The 18,904-nt window shown below is 72.7% G+C and carries 15 protein-coding genes; 5 read left to right on the top strand and 10 right to left on the bottom strand.

What is annotated here, in order from left to right; all coding sequences use genetic code 11:
- Positions 1 to 90: 90 nt before the first annotated feature.
- The 5 genes from trpA to WME73_RS06350 form a co-directional block, all read right to left on the bottom strand.
- On the bottom strand, positions 91 to 915 hold the full coding sequence (trpA, locus tag WME73_RS06370) for a tryptophan synthase subunit alpha (RefSeq protein WP_437867950.1): 825 nt from the start codon (positions 913 to 915) through the stop codon (positions 91 to 93).
- Positions 912 to 2,105, bottom strand: a complete 1,194-nt coding sequence (gene trpB / locus WME73_RS06365; RefSeq protein WP_437744592.1) for a tryptophan synthase subunit beta — start codon at positions 2,103 to 2,105, stop codon at positions 912 to 914. The genes trpA and trpB overlap by 4 nt, the downstream gene beginning before the upstream one ends.
- A gap of 56 nt (positions 2,106 to 2,161) precedes the next feature.
- Positions 2,162 to 3,646: a bifunctional indole-3-glycerol-phosphate synthase TrpC/phosphoribosylanthranilate isomerase TrpF gene (gene trpCF / locus WME73_RS06360; protein WP_437915091.1), complete on the bottom strand. Its 1,485-nt coding sequence runs from the start codon at positions 3,644 to 3,646 to the stop codon at positions 2,162 to 2,164.
- Positions 3,639 to 4,682, bottom strand: coding sequence for an anthranilate phosphoribosyltransferase (trpD, locus tag WME73_RS06355; protein WP_044967908.1), 1,044 nt, complete (start codon positions 4,680 to 4,682; stop codon positions 3,639 to 3,641). The genes trpCF and trpD overlap by 8 nt, the downstream gene beginning before the upstream one ends.
- Positions 4,683 to 5,102: 420 nt before the next feature.
- Positions 5,103 to 5,336: a hypothetical protein gene (locus tag WME73_RS06350; RefSeq protein WP_437744590.1), complete on the bottom strand. Its 234-nt coding sequence runs from the start codon at positions 5,334 to 5,336 to the stop codon at positions 5,103 to 5,105.
- Between the two features lie 333 nt (positions 5,337 to 5,669).
- Here WME73_RS06350 and WME73_RS06345 point away from each other — a divergent pair, with 333 nt between their 5' ends.
- The gene (locus WME73_RS06345) at positions 5,670 to 6,878 is read left to right on the top strand and encodes an FAD-dependent monooxygenase (protein ID WP_437915090.1); all 1,209 of its coding nucleotides are present in this window, start codon (positions 5,670 to 5,672) and stop codon (positions 6,876 to 6,878) included.
- A gap of 74 nt (positions 6,879 to 6,952) precedes the next feature.
- Here the strand turns inward: WME73_RS06345 and WME73_RS06340 are convergent, their stop codons facing one another.
- A complete protein-coding gene (locus WME73_RS06340) occupies positions 6,953 to 7,540 on the bottom strand; it encodes a Uma2 family endonuclease (protein ID WP_437915089.1) in 588 nt (195 codons plus the stop codon).
- Positions 7,541 to 7,837: 297 nt separating this feature from the next.
- On the opposite strand from WME73_RS06340, the gene WME73_RS06335 reads away from it, so the two are divergent.
- The 4 genes from WME73_RS06335 (at position 7,838) to WME73_RS06320 (ending at position 13,394) form a co-directional block, all read left to right on the top strand.
- Positions 7,838 to 10,297: a sulfatase-like hydrolase/transferase gene (locus WME73_RS06335; protein WP_437915088.1), complete on the top strand. Its 2,460-nt coding sequence runs from the start codon at positions 7,838 to 7,840 to the stop codon at positions 10,295 to 10,297.
- 18 nt (positions 10,298 to 10,315) lie between these two features.
- The gene (locus tag WME73_RS06330; RefSeq protein ID WP_437744587.1) at positions 10,316 to 11,407 is read left to right on the top strand and encodes a formylglycine-generating enzyme family protein; all 1,092 of its coding nucleotides are present in this window, start codon (positions 10,316 to 10,318) and stop codon (positions 11,405 to 11,407) included.
- 113 nt (positions 11,408 to 11,520) lie between these two features.
- On the top strand, positions 11,521 to 12,129 hold the full coding sequence (locus WME73_RS06325; protein ID WP_437915087.1) for an SH3 domain-containing protein: 609 nt from the start codon (positions 11,521 to 11,523) through the stop codon (positions 12,127 to 12,129).
- Positions 12,126 to 13,394: a guanine deaminase gene (locus WME73_RS06320; protein ID WP_437744585.1), complete on the top strand. Its 1,269-nt coding sequence runs from the start codon at positions 12,126 to 12,128 to the stop codon at positions 13,392 to 13,394. Before WME73_RS06325 ends, WME73_RS06320 begins: the two co-directional genes overlap by 4 nt.
- On the opposite strand, the gene WME73_RS06315 is transcribed toward WME73_RS06320, so the two are convergent.
- From WME73_RS06315 to WME73_RS06300, 4 genes are all read right to left on the bottom strand, one after another.
- Positions 13,385 to 13,633, bottom strand: coding sequence for a hypothetical protein (locus WME73_RS06315; RefSeq protein WP_044964103.1), 249 nt, complete (start codon positions 13,631 to 13,633; stop codon positions 13,385 to 13,387). The two genes, WME73_RS06320 and WME73_RS06315, sit on opposite strands and share 10 nt — an antisense overlap.
- A gap of 130 nt (positions 13,634 to 13,763) precedes the next feature.
- Complete coding sequence (locus WME73_RS06310; RefSeq protein WP_437915086.1) at positions 13,764 to 15,110, bottom strand: hypothetical protein; 1,347 nt, start codon at positions 15,108 to 15,110, stop codon at positions 13,764 to 13,766.
- A gap of 399 nt (positions 15,111 to 15,509) precedes the next feature.
- Positions 15,510 to 16,892, bottom strand: a complete 1,383-nt coding sequence (locus WME73_RS06305; RefSeq protein WP_437915085.1) for a CCA tRNA nucleotidyltransferase — start codon at positions 16,890 to 16,892, stop codon at positions 15,510 to 15,512.
- A 52-nt stretch (positions 16,893 to 16,944) separates the two neighbouring features.
- Positions 16,945 to 18,843, bottom strand: coding sequence for a protein kinase domain-containing protein (locus WME73_RS06300; RefSeq protein ID WP_437915084.1), 1,899 nt, complete (start codon positions 18,841 to 18,843; stop codon positions 16,945 to 16,947).
- Between the last annotated feature and the right edge of the window lie 61 nt (positions 18,844 to 18,904).

Raw genomic sequence — 18,904 nt, 5'->3', positions numbered from 1 at the left:
TCGCCGCCCGAAAGGCGAACCACGCAGGGCGCGGTAGCGACGGCGCTCCGCCGCGAACCTGGCCGGCTCGGCGGGTGGAACCCGGCGCGCTCAGCGCGCCGTCGCCGCCTTCATCTCGCGGACGAAGCTCGCGACGGCGCGCGCGGCCGCCTCGGGATCACCGAGGTTCGCCGAGACCCGCTGCACGACCGCGGACCCGCTGACCACGCCGAACGCCCCGGCGGCGAGGGCGTCGCGCACGTGCTCGGGCTTCGAGATGCCGAACCCCAGGATCGCGGGCGGCGCGCCGAACCGGCGCAGCGTCTCGAAGAGCGCCCCGTGGCCCAGGCGCAGCTGCTCGTCCGCCCCCGTCACGCCCTTGCGCGTCACGCAGTACGTGTACGCGCTGCACCGCTCCGCGAGCCGCTGCAGCGTGGCCTCCGAGGCGTTCAGCGGCGCGATCAGCACCGGCGCCACCCCCACGGCGCGCGCCGCCGCCACGTACGGATCCGACTCCCTCACCGGCACGTCGGCGACGAGCACGCTGTCGACCCCGGCCGCGGCCACCGACGCGTAGAAGCCCGCCAGATCGCGGTGCTTCACGAGGTTCGCGTACGTCAGGATGCCGATCGGCACCTCCGGCGCCTCCGCCCGGAACCGCGCCAGGAGCTCGATGCAGTCGCCCGGCCTCACGCCGGCCTCGAGCGCCCGCACGGCCGCGGCCTGGATCGTCGGGCCGTCCGCGATCGGATCCGAGAACGGGATCCCGACCTCGATCGCGTCCGCGCCGCCCTCCACGGCCGCGCGCAGCAGCCGCGCGCTCGTGGCGAGGTCCGGATCCCCCAGCATCAGGAAGGGGATGAACGCCCCCTCGCCGCGCTGCCGCAGCCGCTCGAATGCGCGATCGTAGCGCGTCGTCACCGTCTCCCGACTCATGTCGACCTCCCGGGATCGAGCAGCTTTTGCGCCTGCTCCATGTCCTTGTCTCCGCGGCCCGACAGGTTCACGACGAGCACCGTCTCGCGCCCTGCCTGCGCCGCCTCCGCCACCATCTTCAGCGCGTGCGCGATCGCGTGCGCCGACTCGAACGCCGGGATGATGCCCTCGCTGCGCGCGAGCCGCTGGAACGCGTCGAGCGCCTCGTCGTCGGTCGCCGCGACGTACGTCGCCCGGCCCGACGTCATGAGGTGCGCGTGCTCCGGCCCGACGCCGGGGTAGTCGAGCCCCGCCGAGACCGAGTGCGTCTCGGCGACCTGTCCGTGCTCGTCCTGGAGGATGTAGGTCTCCGACCCGTGCAGCACCCCCGGGCGGCCCTTGAGGAGCGTCGCCCCGTGCATGGCGGTCGACAGGCCGTGGCCGGCGGGCTCCACGCCGACGAGCGCCACGTCCTTGTCCGGGATGAACTCGGAGAAGATCCCCATGGCGTTGCTGCCGCCGCCCACACACGCGACCACCGCATCGGGCAAGCGCCCCTCGGCCTCCAGGATCTGGGCGCGCGCCTCGCGGCCGATCACCCACTGGAAATCGCGCACGATCGTGGGGAACGGGTGAGGCCCGGCGACCGTCCCGATCAGGTAATGCGTGTCCTCGTAGCTCTCGGTCCAGTAGCGAAGCGCCTCGTTGAGGGCGTCCTTCAGCGTCTGCGAGCCCGAGGTCACGGGCACCACCTCGGCCCCCATGAGGCGCATCCGGAAGACGTTGAGCCGCTGCCGCTCGACGTCCTTCGCGCCCATGTAGATGCGCGTGGGCATGCCGAGCAGGGCCCCGATCATGGCGGTCGCGACGCCGTGCTGGCCGGCCCCGGTCTCGGCGATGAGCCGCCGCTTGCCCATGCGCCGCGCGAGCAGCCCCTGGCCGAGCGCCTGGTTCGTCTTGTGCGCGCCGCCGTGGAGCAGGTCCTCGCGCTTGAGGTACAGCTTCACGCGCGGATCGCCGGTCAGGTTGCGGCACAGGGTGAGCGGCGTCGGTCGCCCCGCGTAGGTCGTCAGCAAGGCGTCGAACTCCGCCGCGAACGACGGATCGCCGCGCGCCTCCAGGTACGCGCGCTCGAGCTGCTCGAGCGCGGGCACGAGGATCTCCGGGACATAGGCGCCGCCAAAGGCGCCGAAGCGGCCGCTTTGCTGCATGTGATTGCCTCGATCGTCGGTGGTGCGTTGTGCGTTGTGCGTCGTGAGAGCTGCCGTCAGGGGGAGGCGCGGTCCGCCGGGGCCGCGGGGTCATGGTCGTGGCGCGACGGGCCGCGCGCGCTGTCGAACAGGCGCACGAGCAGGTCGGCGCACTTCTCGCCGGGCGCGCGCTCGACGCCCGACGCGACGTCGAGCCCCCACGTCCCGACCCGGCGCGCCGCGGCGATGTTGTCCGGGTTCAGCCCGCCCGCGAGCAGGCTCCGGGCGCGCGCCGGGTGGCCGTCGATCGCGCTCCAGGCGAACGTCCGCCCCGTGCCTCCGCGCGCCTCCGCCGTGCGCGTGTCGAAGACCAGCCGATCGGCGCTGCGCTCGACCTCCGCGCCCGCGCCCTGCTCCCCGGCCGCGCCCGCGGCGGCCGCCGCGCCGGCGGCCTCCCCGGACGGCGCCATCGGGACCGCCTTCCAGACCTCGCACCCCTCGGGGAGCGTGCGCCGCAGCGCCTCGATGAACGCGGCGTCCTCGTCGCCGTGGAGCTGCACGGCGCGCAGCCCGATCGCCCGCGCCGTATCGGCGACGAAATCCACGGATTGATTGAGGAAAACGCCGACGAAGGGCAGCCCCGCGGCCGTGGCGACCAGGATCTCGGCCTGCTCGCGCGTCACCCGCCGCGGCGAGCTCTCGGCGAAGACGAGGCCGCCGAAGCGGGCCCCGAGCCGCTCCGCCTCGCGCGCGTCCCCGGGCCGGGTCAGGCCGCAGATCTTCACCCTGCCGGTCACCAGCGCGCGCGCGGCGTCCGCGATGTCGGGGCTGCGCATGAGCGACGTGCCGACGAGGAACCCGTCCACCGAGGGCGCGAGCCGCTCCACGTGGGCGCGCGACTCGACGCCCGACTCCGCGATGACGATGCGATCGCGCGGCACGCGCGGGGCGAGCCGCTCCGAGACGGCGAGATCGACCTTGAGCGTCTTGAGATCGCGGTTGTTGATGCCGATCACGGGCGCGGGCAGCGCGAGCGCGCGCTCGAGCTCCGCCTCGTCGTGGACCTCGACGAGGCAGTCCATGCCGAGCGCCTCGGCGGCGCCCAGGCACAGGAGCGCGGTCGCGTCGTCCAGCACCGACAGCATGAGCAGGATCGCGTCCGCGCCGTTCGCCCGCGCCTCGATCACCTGGTAGGGCGTCACGACGAAGTCCTTGCAGAGGATCGGGACGTCCACGACCGCGCGCACGGCCTGGAGGATCTCGAAGCTACCCTGGAAGAAGGGCTCGTCGGTCAGCACGCTCACGGCGTCGGCGACGCCGTAGTATGCGGCGGCGACGGCGTGCGGGTCGAAATCCGGCCGGATGAGGCCCTCGGACGGAGAGGCCTTCTTGCACTCCAGGACGAACCGCGCGCCAGGCGCGGAGAGCGCGCGCCGGAGGCTCCGCGAGGTGGGCGGCGCGTTCGCCCGAAGGCCGGCGAGCGGGGTCCGCCGCTCGCGCTCCGCCACGTCCGCCCGCTTCCGCTCCACGATGCGCGCGAGCACATTGCCCTGCTCAGCCATGTTTCGCCTCCTTCCGCGCTTCCTGGGCCCCGTCCCGGCTCAGCGCCACGAAGCGCGTGAGCCGCTCCGCCGCGCGCCCGGAGCCCAGCGCCTCGAGCGCCAGGGCCGTCCCCTCCCGCAGCCCCTCGGCGCGCCCGGCGATCCAGAGCAGCGCGCCGGCGTTGATCGCGACGGCGTCGCGGTGCGCGGGCGCGCCGCGCCCGGCGAGCAGGTCGCGGAGCCACGCCGCGTTCGCCGCCGGGCCGGCGCCCCGGAGCGCCTCGATCGGCGCCGGCGCGACCCCCGCGTCGGCCGGGTCGATCAAGAGCTCCTCGACGACCCCATCGCGGAGCCGGGCCGCGCGCGTCGGGGCGTGCAGGGCGACCTCGTCGAGCCCCCCGCCGTGGACGACGAGCGCGGCCTGGCACCCGAGCATGCCGAGCGTGCGCGCGGCGTGGGTGACGAGCTCCGGATCGTAGATGCCCATCACCTGGATCGGCGGCGCGCTCGGGTTCACGAGGGGGCCGAGCAGGTTCATGATCGTGCGCACCTTGAGGGCGCGGCGCACGGGCATCGCGTGGCGGAGCCCGGCGTGGTACTGCGGCGCGAAGAGGAAGCAGAAGCCGACCTCATCGAGGGCGCGGCGCGAGACCTCGGCCGGCGGGTCGAGCCGGGCGCCGAGCGCCTCGAGCGCGTCGGCGGAGCCGCACTGGGAGGAGACCGAGCGGTTGCCGTGCTTGGCGACCGGCAGGCCTGCTTCGGCCGCGACGAAGGCGACGGCCGTCGACACGTTCACGGTGGACTGCCCGTCTCCGCCGGTGCCGCAGCAGTCGGCATAGACATAAGCCGGCCGCGCGAACGGCACCGACGTCCCCCGGAGCGCGCGCGCCGCGCCCGCGATCTCGGCGGGGGTCTCGCCCTTCGCCTTGAGCGCCACGAACAGCGCGGAGAGCTCGATCTCCGTCAGCGCCCCGGCGATCAGGTCGCGGAACAGCGCCTCGGTCTGCTCCGCGGAGAGGTCGACGCCGGCGCAGAGCGCATCGATGACTGCATGCATCATGGTTCTCTCCTCATCTTCACGGCTGTTCTGGCAGACACGGATCCTCGGGACTCGGGCGTCGCGCTGCGGCGCCCTGCATAGCGGACAAAAGCGAAAAGGCCCACCGTTGTTCGGCGGGCCCTCTTTCTTCTTTCCTTCAGGTCGTCCTCCCTGCAGGGAGGCGCGTTACCCGGGGTAAGGGCCCGCCTTGGTAGAGCACCAGCGCCACCAGCGCAGCCCTGCCACGCACGAACCCACCTCGGCGGCCGAGCGCGACGCGCCGCCGAGGACGCAGGCCTCGGAGCGGCGGCGAGCGCAGGACGCGGGGAGCGCGCGGGGCATGCGGGGAACATAGCTTGCGGGCGAGACGAGCGTCAAGCGGGTTCCGCGCCCGCCGACGAGCCGCCGCTCAGCCGCGGTGGCCCGAGCTTCCTCGGATCAGCGAACCTCCGAAGCCTCCGCGCTCTCCACCGCCATCCGCCGGCGACGCCTCCGCAGGAGGGTCCTCGTGCCCTCGCAGGCGGCCAGCGCCGGCGTCGCGACGGTGGACAGCGGGCTGAAGGCCGGCGCGGGATACCGGTTCTCGTCGGCGCCTCGGTACGCTCTGAAGACGGAGAGCACGCTATCGAAGATCTCAGCGAGCTCGTGCCGGCGCCGCATCACACCCGTCATGTGGCAGACGCGATAACCGATGTGGAATATCGCATAGAAGACATCGTCTAGCGACAGCTTGCGTCGCGCAAGGAGCGTCGGTCATCGGTCAACTGAGGGTCAACTGAGCGCGCGTGCCAGGTGAGCTCGTCGATCCCGGAGAGCGGAGCCGCCTTGACGACCGCGCCGTCGGCCTCCCCTGCGGCCGGCGCCGAGAACATGACGCGTCACCGAGGACGCAGGCCTCGGAACGGCCCCGCGTGCGGCGCGCGGGGCATGTGGTAGGGAACGCCCGGCAGCGTCGTTGGAAGGGTCGTGGTCGCAGGGAGACCACGAGAGAGCACGGGAAGGTTCATGTTGAGGAGTGCGGTTCTTGGAGGCGGGCTCGCCGGGTTGAGCGCGGCGATCGCCCTCGCCGGACGGGGGTTCGAGGTCGAGGTCTTCGAGCGACACGCTGCGCCGACGGACATCGGCGCGGGGATCGTCTGCTGGCCAAACGCCTCGTTCGTGCTCCAGGAGCTCGGGCTCCTGGAATCGGTCGCCAGGCTGGCGGGGCGCCCGACCCGGATGCGGAGGGTCTCGTGGACCGGCGAGGAGCTCGGCGCGCTGGACATCCGGAAGCTGGACCAGCTCATGGGATCCCCGAGCCTCTCGGTGCTGAGGAGAGAGCTCCAGGCGGCGCTGCTGTCGCGCGTCACCGAGCTGGGTATCCACGTGCGGTATGGGCACGCCGCCGATCGCATCGAGCCCTCGGCCGCCGGCTCGGCGAGCGTTCACTTCGCGAACGGAGCGACCGTCGCGGCGGACGTGATCCTCGGAGCGGACGGGCGGATGAGATCGGTCGCGAGGGCGTTCGTGCACGGCGACAATCGCCCGAGATATCAGGGCTTCGTCAACTGGCTTGGCACGTTCGAGAGCGATCGCGCGGTGTTTTCGGAATCGCAGATCGAGGTGATGGACTGCTGGGGTGTCGGCGTGCGCTTCGGCGTCGTGCCCGTATCTCGGTCGAAGGCGTACTGGGCCGGCGCCGCGGCCTGCCCAGAAGCTCGGGGCAAGGAGCCAGCAGATTACCGGACCGAGCTCCGCGCCCTCTTCCGCGGGTGGCCGAGCCCGATACCGGAATTGATCGAGGAGACGCCCCCCGAGCGCATGAACAAGATCTACGTCCACGATCACGATCCCATCGATACGTGGCATCGAGACAACGTCTTGCTGATCGGCGACGCCGCGCACGCGGCGCTGCCCACGTCGGGCCAAGGCGCCAGTCAGGCCCTCGAGGACGCCTGGCACCTGGCCGACTGCCTGGGCAGCGCGGCCTCCCTCGAGGAGGCGTTCACCGCCTTCACGAAGCGCCGCCACGCCAAGAACGCCGCGATCAACGCGGGCGCCCGCGACCTGGCGCGCTCGCTGTTCGCGACCGATCCTGCGCTCTGCGAGGCAAGGGATCGCAGGAGCAAGGCGACCGACTACGAGGCCATGGTGCAGGGCATGGCGAGGGGCTGGTCCAGCGGACTGCCGATGCGCGGGCGTCCGGGCGCCCCCGCGGCTCGGCCTCAGGCCTGACCAGCCCGGGAGGGGCGCGCCGTCGAGGGCGCTCTGCGCGACCGCGCGCTGCCCCGTCTCGGCGAGACGCCGCTCTACTCCTCGTCCGGATCGTCTCCGAAGAGCGCCCCAACGGACCACGTGATCGCGTCGAACGGCTCTGCGCTGACGCGCTCGCCCCGCTCTGCCGTGAGCACGTTCAGATACCCGTCATCCATCCAGCGATGCACGGTGAGCACCTCGTTCATCGGATCCACGATCCAGTAGTGCGGCACCTTGCACCGGTGGTATGTGCGCATCTTCTTCACGAGATCATTGCGCGTGTTCGAGGGGCTCAGCACCTCGCAAACCCAGTCGGGCCGCACGAGGATCGGCGTCTTCTCGGGCAGCTCGGGGAGGCGCTCACGCCGCCAGCCCGCCACGTCGGGGCGGTAGACCTCGTGCTCCTCCAGCTGCACCTCGACCTCGGTGGCGAACCACCACCCTCCTGGCCAGCGACCGCCAGGCCGCCGGTTGTAGGGGCGGAACACGATCCCGGCGAGCGATGCCTGGGCGCCGCCGTGCTTCGGCGAAGGCATCGCCTTCGGCACGAGCTCGCCGTCGATGATCTCGTGGAAGCGCTGCGCCTCGGGGACGGCCAGCAGATCCGCGATCGTGGCGAGCTTGCGCGCGGGGAGCGACACGGCTCCACCATCGTGCCGTACCCGCGCGGAGCCCGCCAGCGGGCACGTGCCAGGCGCCGCGCAGGCCCCTGGCGCATCCGTGCAGCCGTCTTGCCAGCCTCGCGTGGCGCAGCCTCGACTGCGAGCGCGCCGCTTCCGGGTTGCGGCCGCCGGCGCCCCCGGCTCGTCCGCTCCCGCAGGATACTTTGCGGCCCGGTACACCGATGGTAGGCCCCGTTCTCCAGGGCGCACGACCTCGCGGCCAGGCGCGACAGGCCCTCGCGAGGCGCCCATGCGGCCCTCCCCCCCTGCGTGCCCATGATCACCGCCGAACCAGGTCCCCCGCCGCCGCCGAGCGCCGCCGGCTCTCATGACAGCGTCCCGCCGCGATCGCCGAGCGGCCCGCCCGCCCGGCAGAGCGCGCCGCCGGGGCGGTCCGTCCCCCCGCCGGGGCGGTCGGCCCCTCCCCCGCCGCGCCGCAGCGCCTGGACGACCCGCCTCGGCGAGGCCTGCGTGCTCGGCCTCGGCGTCGCCTCGCTCTCCGCCGTGCCGACCGCGCTCCGCACCGCCCGCGCCGGCGCGTCCTTCCTCGACGGGCTCCTCGTCGGCACCGCCGTCCTGCTCCCGCTCGTCACGCTCGCGCTCATCCTCTCGCGCGCGGCCGGCCGCGGCTTCCGCGGCATCGTCGGCACGGGCGGCGAGCGGCTCGCCGTCCTCCGTGTCGCGCTCTGGATCGGCGTCGCCTTCCCGGTGCTCGCCGCGCTCGCCGCCCTCCTCAAGGCGACGACCCACCACCGAGGCCTCGCCGGCGCGACCTTCGGCGTCCTCGGCCTCGCCGGCGCCGTGGCCGCGGCGCTCGTCACCCAGCGCCTCGTCGCGCTCGGCGATCGCCTCGCCGCCCGCGGCGTGAAGCCGTGGCTCCTCGCCGTCGCCGGCACGGCCATCGGCGTCGTGCCCCTCGTCGCCGCGCTCGCTCCGCTCGCCGCCCACGCGGCCAGCACGACCGGCGACGCCGGGGCCGCCGTGCGCGCCGCCATCGTCGACGGCGCCATCGCGCTCGTGGCGACCGCGCTCGTCTCGAGCGTCGACCTCAGCGCGGCCGTCGGCCGCATCGCCGGCGTCGCGGGCGTCCCGCTCGCCGCCCTGGTCCTCATGACCGCGACCGCCCGGATCGAGTCGTTCCCCCCGCTCGGCCAGGCCGTGCGCGCCGGCGGCGGGCTCGCGGCCACCCTCTTCAGCGCGCTCGAGCAGTGGACCGACCGCGACGGCGACGGGATGGGCTCGCACTTCGGCGGCCTCGACTGCGACGAGGGTGATCCCACCCGGTATCACGGCGCGCCGGAAACGCCGGGCGACGGCATCGATCAGGACTGCAGCGACGGGGCCCACGAGGGCGCCGCCCCCCTGCCCGCCAGGGCCGTCGCGGGCTCGCCTGCCGGCGCGCTGACGACCGCGGCCGCCGGCGCCCCACCTGCCACCGCTGCCGGCGCCACGACGGCCGCTCCTGCCGGCGCCACGACGGCCGCTCCTGCCGGCGCCACGACGGCCGCGCACGTGCGCGCCGCCTCCACGCCCGCCGGGCGCGACGAGGGCGGCGCGGTCATCCCGGCCGTCCTGACCAAGACCATCACTCCCGCCGGGACCACGCCTGCGTCCCCCGCGCCCGCCGCCGCGCCGACGCGCCCCGACGTCCTCCTCGTCACGCTCGACACGGTCCGCGCCGATCACACGTCGGCCTACGGCTACGGCCGCGACACCAGCCCGCGGCTCGCCGAGCTCGCGGCCCGCGGCGTGCTGTTCGAGCGCGCCTACGCCGCCTCGAGCGAGACGCAGCGGGCCATCTCGCCGCTCGTCACCGGCCGCCGCCTCAACCGAGCGGCGCGCGACCGCCGCGAGTGGCCCACGCTGCTGCCCGAGAACGACACCCTCGCGGAGCGCATGAAGCGCGCCGGCTACCTCACCGCCGCGGTCAGCTCGTTCACGTGGATCAGCCAGGAGCGCGGCTTCGATCAAGGGTTCGACCGCTTCGAGACCGTCTACGGCGACGCCCACCCGGAGCGCGAGGCGACAGGCCACCTCGCGGTCGAGAAGGCCATCGAGCTCCTCGAGGGGGTTGCCCAGCGCACCCAGCCGATCTTCCTCTGGCTCCACCTCTTCGACGCCCACGAGCGCTACCTCGCCCACCCCGGCATCCGCTTCGGCGCCGGCAGGACCGCCGCCTACGACGGCGAGATCGCCTACGTCGACCGGCAGCTCGGCGCCCTGCTCGACGCCGTGGCGAGGGGCCCCCGCGCCGGCCGCACGGCGGTCATCGTCCACGGCTCGCAGGGCGAGGGGCTCGGCGAGCACGGCCCCGTGGGGCACGGCGTCGAGCTCTACGAGGAGGCGATCCGCGTCCCCCTCGTCATCGCCCTCCCCGGCGCCGCGCCTGGCCGCTACCCCCATCCGGTGAGCACGGTCGACATCGCGCCCACCGTCCTCGACGTCGGCGGCGCGGAGGCCACGGCCGTCGAAGGCGCCTCTCTGGCCGCGATCGCCGCCGGCACCGAGCGCGCGCCCCGGGGACCGGTGTTCGCGCGCACGGCGCGCCGCGCCGCGGTCGTCGACGGGCAGCTCAAGCTCCTCGTGATCCAGCGGAAGAAGCGGGACCGGCTGCTCCTGTTCGATCTCGGGAGCGATCCCCGGGAGACCCGCGACCTGTCCGGCGAGCGGCGCTTCGAGGCCGACCTCGGGCGGCTCCGCCAAAAGTTGTCTGCCTTCGAGTCTCCCTCGCAGTAGAGTTTACTGCGAGGGATCATGCACCGATTCGCCCCTTCGACGCGGAAGCCCGCGTCCCCCCGCGCGAGGGCGCTGCGCGCCGCCGTCGCCGTCGGCTTCGCGCTGGGCCTCGCCTCGCTCGCGCTGCTCGTCGTGCGGCTCGCGGAGGCGCCGTCGGTGCCGCTGACGCTCGGCGCGGGCGCCATCACGGGCTCGCTGCCGCGGCGCCTCCGGTTCGAGTGGCGCCTCGTGCGCGATCGCCACTGGCAGATCGCCTCGTCGCCTGCCGAGTCGCGCGAGGCCACCGACCAGATCGAGGGCACCCGCGGCACCTGCCCGACGGGCATGGTCGAGGTCTCCGGCCTCATGAAGCTCGACCCTGCCCCGAAGGCCCAGGGCGACCTGCGCTCCATCGACGAGATGCAGCGGACCACCTGCAAGCACTGGATCAGCAGGGATTACCCCGAGCGGTGCGCGGAGTTCGATCGCGAGAAGTGGCTCTCGATGTCGAAGGACCTCGACACGAAGCCGATGCACTTCTGCATGGATCGCTACGAGTACCCCAACCAGAAGGGCGTCTATCCGTTCATCCTCGTCTCGTTCTACGAGGCGAACGAGCTCTGCGCCGAGGAGGGCAAGCGCCTCTGCGACGAGGCCGAGTGGACCTTCGCCTGCGAGGGCGAGGAGGCGCGCCCCTACCCCTACGGTTACGTCCGCGAGCCTGAAGCGTGCGTCGTCGATCAGGCATGGCGCCCGTACATCGAGACCGCGCTGCGCCCGCGGGGCGGCCCCGCGGCCATGGCCGAGATGGACCGGCTCTGGCAAGGCATGGCGGCGGGCGTCCAGCCCCGCTGCCGGAGCCCCTTCGGCGTCTACGACATGACCGGCAACATCGATGAGTGGACCCGTTCCGTCCGCGAGGGCGAGCGCCCCTCCATCCTGAAGGGCGGCTACTGGGGTCCTGTCCGCACGCGCTGCCGCCCCTCGACCCGCTCGCACGACGAGAACCACATGTTTTACCAGCAGGGCTTCCGCTGCTGCGCGGACCGCGGCGCCACGATCGGCGTCCCCGCGGAGCGCGCCGTCTCCGGCGATCCTGCCGCCGCCCCGCTGCCGCGCGAGGTCCGCTGACGCGCTCGCCGGCGCGGCGGGTCGAGCGTCATCGGAGCTCGCGCCGCCGCGCAGCCGACCGCGCGCCGCCGCGCAGTCGACCGCGCTCGCCGCAGCGCGTATCCTCTGCGCTGATGGACCACCCCCCCGCCGGACAGGGCGCCTCGCCTGGCCCCCGCGACGTGCGCACCGAGCACGCCGGCACGCGCCTCGCTGCCCGGGCGGAGCCGCCGGGCGCCGCGCCGGCCCCGCCGCGCGCGCGCCAGCTCGATCGGCTGACCGGGCTCGTGCTCCTCGCCGCCGCCGCCGTCGTGCTGCTCCCGACGGCGCCAGTCGTGTTCCGGGCGGTCGCCGGCGATCGCTCGCCGGCGCAGAGCGCTGGCCGGTTCGCGCACCTCCTCGATGGGCGTTCCCCGGCGGACCGGCGCGCGCAGGTCCACCCTCGTTTCCCGTTCGACGACGATCCTGGCTCCGACGAGCGGCCATCCCCTCACGACGACGGCCCTGCCTTCGACGACGAGGAGGACCCGGGCGCGCCTGCGCGCCTCCAGGCGGGCATCGCCTCGCGCGGCATCACGCTGCTCGACGAGCCGCGGGCGGACGGCACACGGGTCGGCGCCATCGCCGCGGGCGAGATCGTGATGATCGTGCGCGAGTCGGGCGCGTGGGCCCTCGTCATGACGAACGGCGGGGGCGAGCTGCTCATGGGCTGGGCCCGCCGGAGCGAGATCGCCATCCGATGAGCGCGCGGCCGCTGGAGTCGCCGCGCGCCTACCGCGGTCGCCTGCTCACCCCGATCCCCGCGTCGCCGGACGGCGCTCGGGTCCGAACCATCGACGACGCGCTGCTCGTGGTCGGCAGCGACGGTCGGATCGCCCAGGCAGCGCCGTTCGCCCCGGGCGCGTTCCGCGGGCCGGTGCTGGACCTGCGGCCTGCGGTGTTGATGCCGGGCTTCATCGACGCGCACGTCCACTTCCCGCAGACGCGCATCATCGGCAGCGCCAGCGGCCCGCTGCTCGACTGGCTCGAGCGGTCGGTCTTCCCCGAGGAGGCCCGCTTCCGCGACGAGGCCTATGCCGCGCTCGTCGCCGGCGAGTTCACAAGCCGGCTGCTCGCGTCGGGCACGACCACCTGCGTCGTCTTCTCCAGCTCGTGCGCCGGCGCGACCGACCGGCTGTTCCGCGCCCTGCTGGCCGCCGGCTTGCGCGGCATCGCCGGCCTCACGCTCATGGACCAGAGCTGCCCGGAGGCGCTCCGCGTCCCTCGCGACGAGGCCATCGCCGCCGCCCGCGATCTCGCGCAGCGCTGGCACGGAGAGGGCGGCGGCCTCCTCGAGTTCGCGATCACCCCCCGCTTTGCCCCGAGCTGCTCCCGTCCCTTGATGGAGGCGGCCGCGCGGCTCGCCCGCGATCACGGCCTCCTCGTGCAGACGCACGTCGCCGAGAACCCGGCCGAGGGCGAGGCCACGTTGCGCGCGCACCCCTGGGCGCGCGACTACGTCGACGTCTACGACCGCGTCGGCCTGCTCACCGGGCGCGCCCTGCTCGCGCATGCCATTCACCTCTCGCCGCGCGAGTGGGACCGCCTCGCGGAGACGGGCTCCTCGGTCGTCCACTGCCCCGACTCGAACTTCTTCCTGGGCAGCGGCCGCATGCGCCTCTCCGACCCGCGCGCGCGCGGGGTCTCGGTCGGGCTGGGCAGCGACGTCGGCGCTGGCCGCAGCTTCGACATGCGCCGCAGCATGTCGAGCGCCTTCGACAACGCCCTCTGCCTCGGCGACCGCCTGACCCCGGCGGATCTCTTCGTCATGGCCACGCAGGGCACCGCCGACGCCGTTGGCCTCGGCCGCGTCGTCGGCAGCCTCGACGTCGGCAAGGAGGCGGACTTCATCGCCGTGCGTTTCCCCGAGCACGTGCTCGGCGAGGCCGAGACGCTGAACCACCTCGTCTTCGCGTCCGACGCGACCGTCCAGCGCGCGTTCGTGCGCGGCCGGCCAGTCTACCCCTGACCGGTCCCCCTCTCGTCCTCGGCGGCCTCATAGACCTCGAGCTCCCAGACGAGGATCTCGAAATCTCGCCGCAGGATGTACCGTGCGCCGTCGTCCCCGCGCACCTTGAAGTAGAGGTGATCGCCCCCGGGCCACCGGTCGAGGATCTCCGTCACCCGCACGCGGCGCTCCCCCAGGGTGACCGTCTCGGGCTCTTCGCTCCCGCCGTGGCCGGCACGGCACGCCACATCGACCCGCATCTGCCTCTCGCGCAGGGTAGCAGGTGCGGGCGCCTGGCTCCCGCGATCCCTCCACGGAGAGGGCTCGCCCGGCCGGACGCCCCGGAATGGCGGCGCTCCCGGGGTGTCGCGCCCGGGAGCGCCTCCTCGCTCAGTTCGGGTTGACCGAACAGCCGTAGAGCAGCTCCATGCCCGCGGTGTTGTCTTGCGCCGCCATGGCGCACGTGTCCTCGCACAGCTTGATGAGCCCCTCCTCGATGTAGAAGGACGAGGACGCCCCGGCGCACTCCTCGAGGCTCTTCACCTGGGAGAAGGTCTTCTTCTGCCCGCCGTCGCTCGGCGTGAACTCGATCTGCACCGTCTTCAGGTCGATCGAGTGCCCATCCGGCGCCTTGGGCACCTCGATCTCGCACGACAGCTTGGCGCCCGAGATCACGCTGTCTGCGATGGCCTGGAACACCGCATCGTAGGTGGCGTGCTGCTGGATCGGGTATCTCAGCCCGCCGGTCATGACGCTGAGGACCTGATACGTCGTCCCGGGATCGACCGAGTCTGGCCGGCACTGCTCCCAGGTGGCTGGCGCCTCCGGCGGCCAGGGGGCGGTCAGTGGGTCGTTCTCCTTGATACCCACGAAGCTGAAGAACTTGTAGTTGCGCGCGTCCTTCGAGCCGAAGAACTCCGGCGCGGCCGCCGTCAGGGCCGCGTCGAAGAGCTCTGCCGCCTGGGTGCCACCGGCGACGTTCTTGTTCTCATCATCTGCGGTGTCGAGGAGCTCGATGTCAGCCCCCTTCTCGAAGACCGTCTTGTCCGCACCGAGCGACGTCGTCGTGCAGTCGACGCCGTCATCGGTGATCTCCACGAACACCTTCAGCGAGTCCATCCGCAGCCACTGCGACCACCCGGGCGACGTGGTCTCGCCCCGGGGCTGGATCGCCCCCTTCAGCGTGTCGATCGCCATGCAGAGCGAGTCGAGGCTGCCGATATCATGGTTGTACTGGTAGAAGTGCGGCGGGTTGGTGTTCGGGTTCTGTGGAACCGGCGAGCAGCTCCCGCTGCCGAGCGGCGCCTCGATGCAGACCGACTGCTCCAGCGTCGAGCTGCCGTGTCTCGAGAGCATGATGACGCGGTAATCGATCTTGCTCGCCGCGATGATCGAGGCGAAGTTCTGGTTGATGTTCCGCTGGACGCTGTTGATCTCGTCCGTCATGCTCCCCGAGTTGTCGATGATGAAGATGATGTCGGCCGGGCGCTGCTGGTAATCGGCCTGCAATCGGGTCGCGATGCACGCCGTATCGCCATTGAGCGACGCGTCATTGTCCCCGGTCCCTGCGTCGACATCGAACCCACCGCCGTCCCCGATCCCGCTCCCGGACGTCTCGCCGCTGCTGCCGCTGCCGCCGCTGCCGCTGCCGCTTCCAGAGCCGCTATTGCCGGGGTTCGCCTCACCACCCCCGCCGGAGCACCCACCGATGGCTGCCGCCGCCGCAAGCAAACCCAAACCAACCAGCCCAACAAGCGTCTTCGTCGAGAGCTTCAAAATGACCTCCAAATTGGGGAACGCGACAATGCGCAGCGACGGATGTTACCAGACTCACGTCCCAGTGGACGCGATCGGCATGAAATAATCTAGACCGACATGAGGTAGACAACCGACCACCGTTGTCGGTCAAGGTACCTTGTCCACGACCGTTCGACTCGCCCTCTGGGACAAGCTCACCAAAGGAGCGAGGACATGGCCGAGGGCGGGTGAACCGGAGCGCCGCACGACGCAGCGGCCCCGGGGCAGCCCGGCGAGACCACCCTCGGGTACACGCAGCGAGCGCGGCGCACAGCCATCCTGACGGCTCCCCTCGGCCGCTCGGCGACGGGAATCGCAACGATGCGGCGGGGGGAAGCGCTAGACTGCGCTCTTCGAGGCGACGAGTTCGCGCGCCGCCGCGAGCAGGCGCTCGGGCGTGTTCGCCTCGGGCTCTTCGGTGACGAGCTCGACGAGGCGCTCCAGGAGCTCGCCGACGAGCCGGCTCGGCGGAATGCCGAGCTCCTTCATCAATCGATTGCCGTTCACGGCGAGATCCTTGGCGGAGAGCGCCGCGCCCGCGGCGAGCAGCGCGTCCACGCGCTCCCGGAGCCGCCCAATCGTGGCGATGTCCTCGGTCGCCTCACGCCCCTTGCCGAGCGCGTCGGCGAAGCCGATCTCGTAGAGATCCGGCGCCAGCGCCGGGGTCACCCGGCGGAGCCAGCGGCGCACCGCTGCGTCCGTCCAGGTGTCGTCGTAGCAGATCAGGTGGTGTCGGATGAGCGCCACGATCCGCGCGCGCTCGTCGTTCGAGAAGCGGAGCCGCGTGAGGATCGGGTCGGCCATCTCGGCCCCGACCCGCTCGTGCTCGTAGAACGTGTAGTCCTTCGTCTTGTCGGAGAACTCGCGCGTCCTCGGCTTCCCGATGTCGTGCATCAGCGCCGCGACGCGGAGGATCGGCTCGGGCTTGCACGCGTCGAGGCAGGCCATCGCGTGCCCCCACACATCGTAGGCGTGCCATCGGTTCTGCTCGCACCCGACCGACTCGATCATCTCCGGGCAGGTGATCCCGAGCAGCTCCGTCCGGCGCATGATCTCGAACGCCACGCTCGGGCGGCGCGCGCGCATCGCCTTCAGCCACTCGTCGCGCACCCGCTCCGCGCTCACGCAGCGGAACGTCTGGTGCGACCGCGCGGTGCCCATCGCGCGCTCGGTCTCCGGGTCCAGCGTGCCCTCCAGCGTCGCGGCGAAGCGCGCCGCGCGCAGCACCCGCAGCCCGTCCTCGGCGAACCGCTCGCCCGGATCCCCGACCGCGCGGATGATCTTCGCCTCGAGATCGCTCCTCCCGCCGAACGGATCGATGAGGTGCCCGTCCACCGGATCGATCGCGATGGCGTTCATGGTGAAGTCCCGCCGCGCGAGATCGGCGGTGATGTCGTCCACGAACTCGACCCGGTCCGGCCGCCTGCCGTCGCTGTAGGTCCCGTCGCCGCGCAGGGTCGTGACCTCGTACGGCACGCCGCGCACGAGGACGGTCACCGTCCCGTGCTGGATCCCGGTCGGGATCACCTTCCGGAACGCGGCCACGACCTCCTCCGGCCGCGCGTCGGTCGCGACGTCCCAGTCCTTGGCGTCCTGCCCGCGGAGCAGGTCGCGCACGCAGCCGCCCACGATCCAGCCGCGCTTGCCGCGCTCGCGGAGGCGGCGACAGATGCCGAGCACGTCCTCGGGGACGGCCTCGATGAGGTGATCGATCCGGGTCACGCCTGCGGCTTATCACGGGGCACGGCGAGCAGGGCCCCCGCCGAGCGCACGCTCACTTCTTCGGGTGAGCCCAGGGGTCCCGGACATCCGGGTTCTTGGGGGTCCGGGTCGTCGGCGCCGCCGGCGGCCGTCCCGCCCCGGGCCTCGCCTTCGGACCGCTCTTCTCGTCGGCCTCGAGCTTCACGAGCTTGCTCGGCTCGGTGCCGTCGAGCACCACCGTGCTGGTCTGGTACCCCTCGGCCCGGATGTCGATCGTGACCGTCTGCCCGTGCTCCACGTCGATGCTCGCCGGCAGCTTCAGCTCCACGCCGTTGCGGTAGCCGACCGCCGTCTCCGGCACCGCGGCCAGCGCCACCACCGTCTTCTGGACCGGCGGCGGCTCGGGGGGCGCCGGCTTGGCGGGCGCCTCGACCGGCGGCTTCTGCGCCTTCTGGGCGTTGTCCCTGGCCGACCCGCTCGCGCCGATGACGAAGATCGCCGTCACGATCCCCACCGCGGCCGCCGCCCCGGCGACCCACACGTAGCGGGGCCAAGGCGAGCGCGGGGGCGACGGCGGCGTCGCGGGGACGATCACCTTCGAGGTCTTGAAGTAATCGTGCGGCACGTTGAAGCCGCCCGAGCGCGCCATCATCTCCGCGACCGCGCCCGGCACGCCCCCGCACTTCACCTGCTCGAGGTCGGCGTGGAGATCGCTCATGGTCTGGTAGCGCGACTCCGGCTTCTTGGAGAGGCACTTCAGGATCACCGCCTCGAGCCCAGGCGGGCAGTCGGGGCCGCCGACGAGCGCGCGGATGGGGACCGGTGCCTTGTACATGTGCTGCGTCAGGATCCCCATGAAGTTGTCGGCGTTGAACGGGAGCTGGCGGCTCACGAGCTCGTAGAGCATCACGCCGAGCGAGTAGATGTCGGTCCGGTGATCGATGGGCGCCCCCGCGGCCTGCTCCGGGGACATGTAGTGCGGCGTCCCGAACACCGCGCCGGCGCGCGTCAGCTTGGTCGTCGTGCTCGTCGACACCTTCGCGATCCCGAAGTCGAGGATCTTCACGAAGTTCGGATCGCTGCCGCGGGCGACCACGAAGACGTTGTCCGGCTTGAGATCGCGGTGGATGATGCCGGCGTCGTGCGCGGCGGCGAGCCCCGCGGACAGCTGCAGCGCGATGTGACAGATGCGCTCCATCGGCAGCTCGTTCGGCGAGTCGATGAGCTGCGCCAGGCTCACGCCTTCCAGGTACTCCATGACGAAGTACGTGGAGCCGTCCGGCAGGTCGCCGAAATCGGAGATGTCCACGATGTGCGGGTTGCCGATGCTCGACGCGGAGCGGGCCTCCTGCACGAAGCGCTCGAAGATCTCGCGGTCCCTGGCGAGCTCCGCGCGGAGCACCTTCACCGCGACGCGCTTGTCGATCACCTTGTGGCGGGCGAGGTAGACGAACCCCATCCCGCCCTCGCCGAGCAGCCGCTCGATCTTGTACCGGTGATCGAAGGTCGTCCCGATGTAAGGGTCCTTGGCGCCCGGCGGCCGCCGCTCGCGCGGCTCGACCTCGTCCGGCGGCGGGATCTCCAGGGAAGGCTCCCCCTCGCTGATCGGCACCGGGCTCGTTCGCCCGCCGATCTCGCCGGCGTCGGGCTCGCTCTGCCGCCCGAACCGCGGGGCCATCTGGCGCAGCGGCGGCGGCGCCCGGAAGCTCGGCGGCACCTCGCTCGCGGGCCCCTCGACCCACCCTGCCCTGGAGGGCCTCGACGAGGGGCGGAGCTCGACCTCCACCGGCACGTCGTCGTCTGCGCCGCTCGGCTCCATGGAGGAGGGAACGAACGCGGCCGCGACACCGGACGAGCGAGGCCCGCCCGCCGCGCTCTTGGGGCGCGACGGGGGCGGCTCCTCGAGCGCGCCTTCCTCGGCGTTGAAGACCCTGCTGCGCGCGGTGTGGTGCTCGTTTTTGGTGGCGCTCATGAAAGGCTCGCGGGCAGAAGTGCACGCCACATGCCGGCAGCTGCGACAGGGTTGGATTCTA

Origin of the sequence: Sorangium sp. So ce302 (assembly GCF_051530145.1) — a bacterium.
GTDB lineage: Bacteria > Myxococcota_A > Polyangia > Polyangiales > Polyangiaceae > Sorangium > Sorangium cellulosum_B.
This window is presented reverse-complemented; position numbering and strand designations above follow the sequence as displayed.

What these genes read in the sequence shown, in the direction of transcription:
- trpA (WP_437867950.1), bottom strand. Translation starts at nt 915, where the DNA reads ATGAGTCGGGAGACGGTGACGACGCGCTACGATCGCGCATTCGAGCGG.
- trpB (WP_437744592.1), bottom strand. Translation starts at nt 2,105, where the DNA reads ATGCAGCAAAGCGGCCGCTTCGGCGCCTTTGGCGGCGCCTATGTCCCG.
- trpCF (WP_437915091.1), bottom strand. Translation starts at nt 3,646, where the DNA reads ATGGCTGAGCAGGGCAATGTGCTCGCGCGCATCGTGGAGCGGAAGCGG.
- trpD (WP_044967908.1), bottom strand. Translation starts at nt 4,682, where the DNA reads ATGCATGCAGTCATCGATGCGCTCTGCGCCGGCGTCGACCTCTCCGCG.
- WME73_RS06350 (WP_437744590.1), bottom strand. Translation starts at nt 5,336, where the DNA reads ATGACGGGTGTGATGCGGCGCCGGCACGAGCTCGCTGAGATCTTCGAT.
- WME73_RS06345 (WP_437915090.1), top strand. Translation starts at nt 5,670, where the DNA reads ATGTTGAGGAGTGCGGTTCTTGGAGGCGGGCTCGCCGGGTTGAGCGCG.
- WME73_RS06335 (WP_437915088.1), top strand. Translation starts at nt 7,838, where the DNA reads ATGATCACCGCCGAACCAGGTCCCCCGCCGCCGCCGAGCGCCGCCGGC.
- WME73_RS06330 (WP_437744587.1), top strand. Translation starts at nt 10,316, where the DNA reads ATGCACCGATTCGCCCCTTCGACGCGGAAGCCCGCGTCCCCCCGCGCG.
- WME73_RS06325 (WP_437915087.1), top strand. Translation starts at nt 11,521, where the DNA reads ATGGACCACCCCCCCGCCGGACAGGGCGCCTCGCCTGGCCCCCGCGAC.
- WME73_RS06320 (WP_437744585.1), top strand. Translation starts at nt 12,126, where the DNA reads ATGAGCGCGCGGCCGCTGGAGTCGCCGCGCGCCTACCGCGGTCGCCTG.
- WME73_RS06315 (WP_044964103.1), bottom strand. Translation starts at nt 13,633, where the DNA reads ATGCGGGTCGATGTGGCGTGCCGTGCCGGCCACGGCGGGAGCGAAGAG.
- WME73_RS06300 (WP_437915084.1), bottom strand. Translation starts at nt 18,843, where the DNA reads ATGAGCGCCACCAAAAACGAGCACCACACCGCGCGCAGCAGGGTCTTC.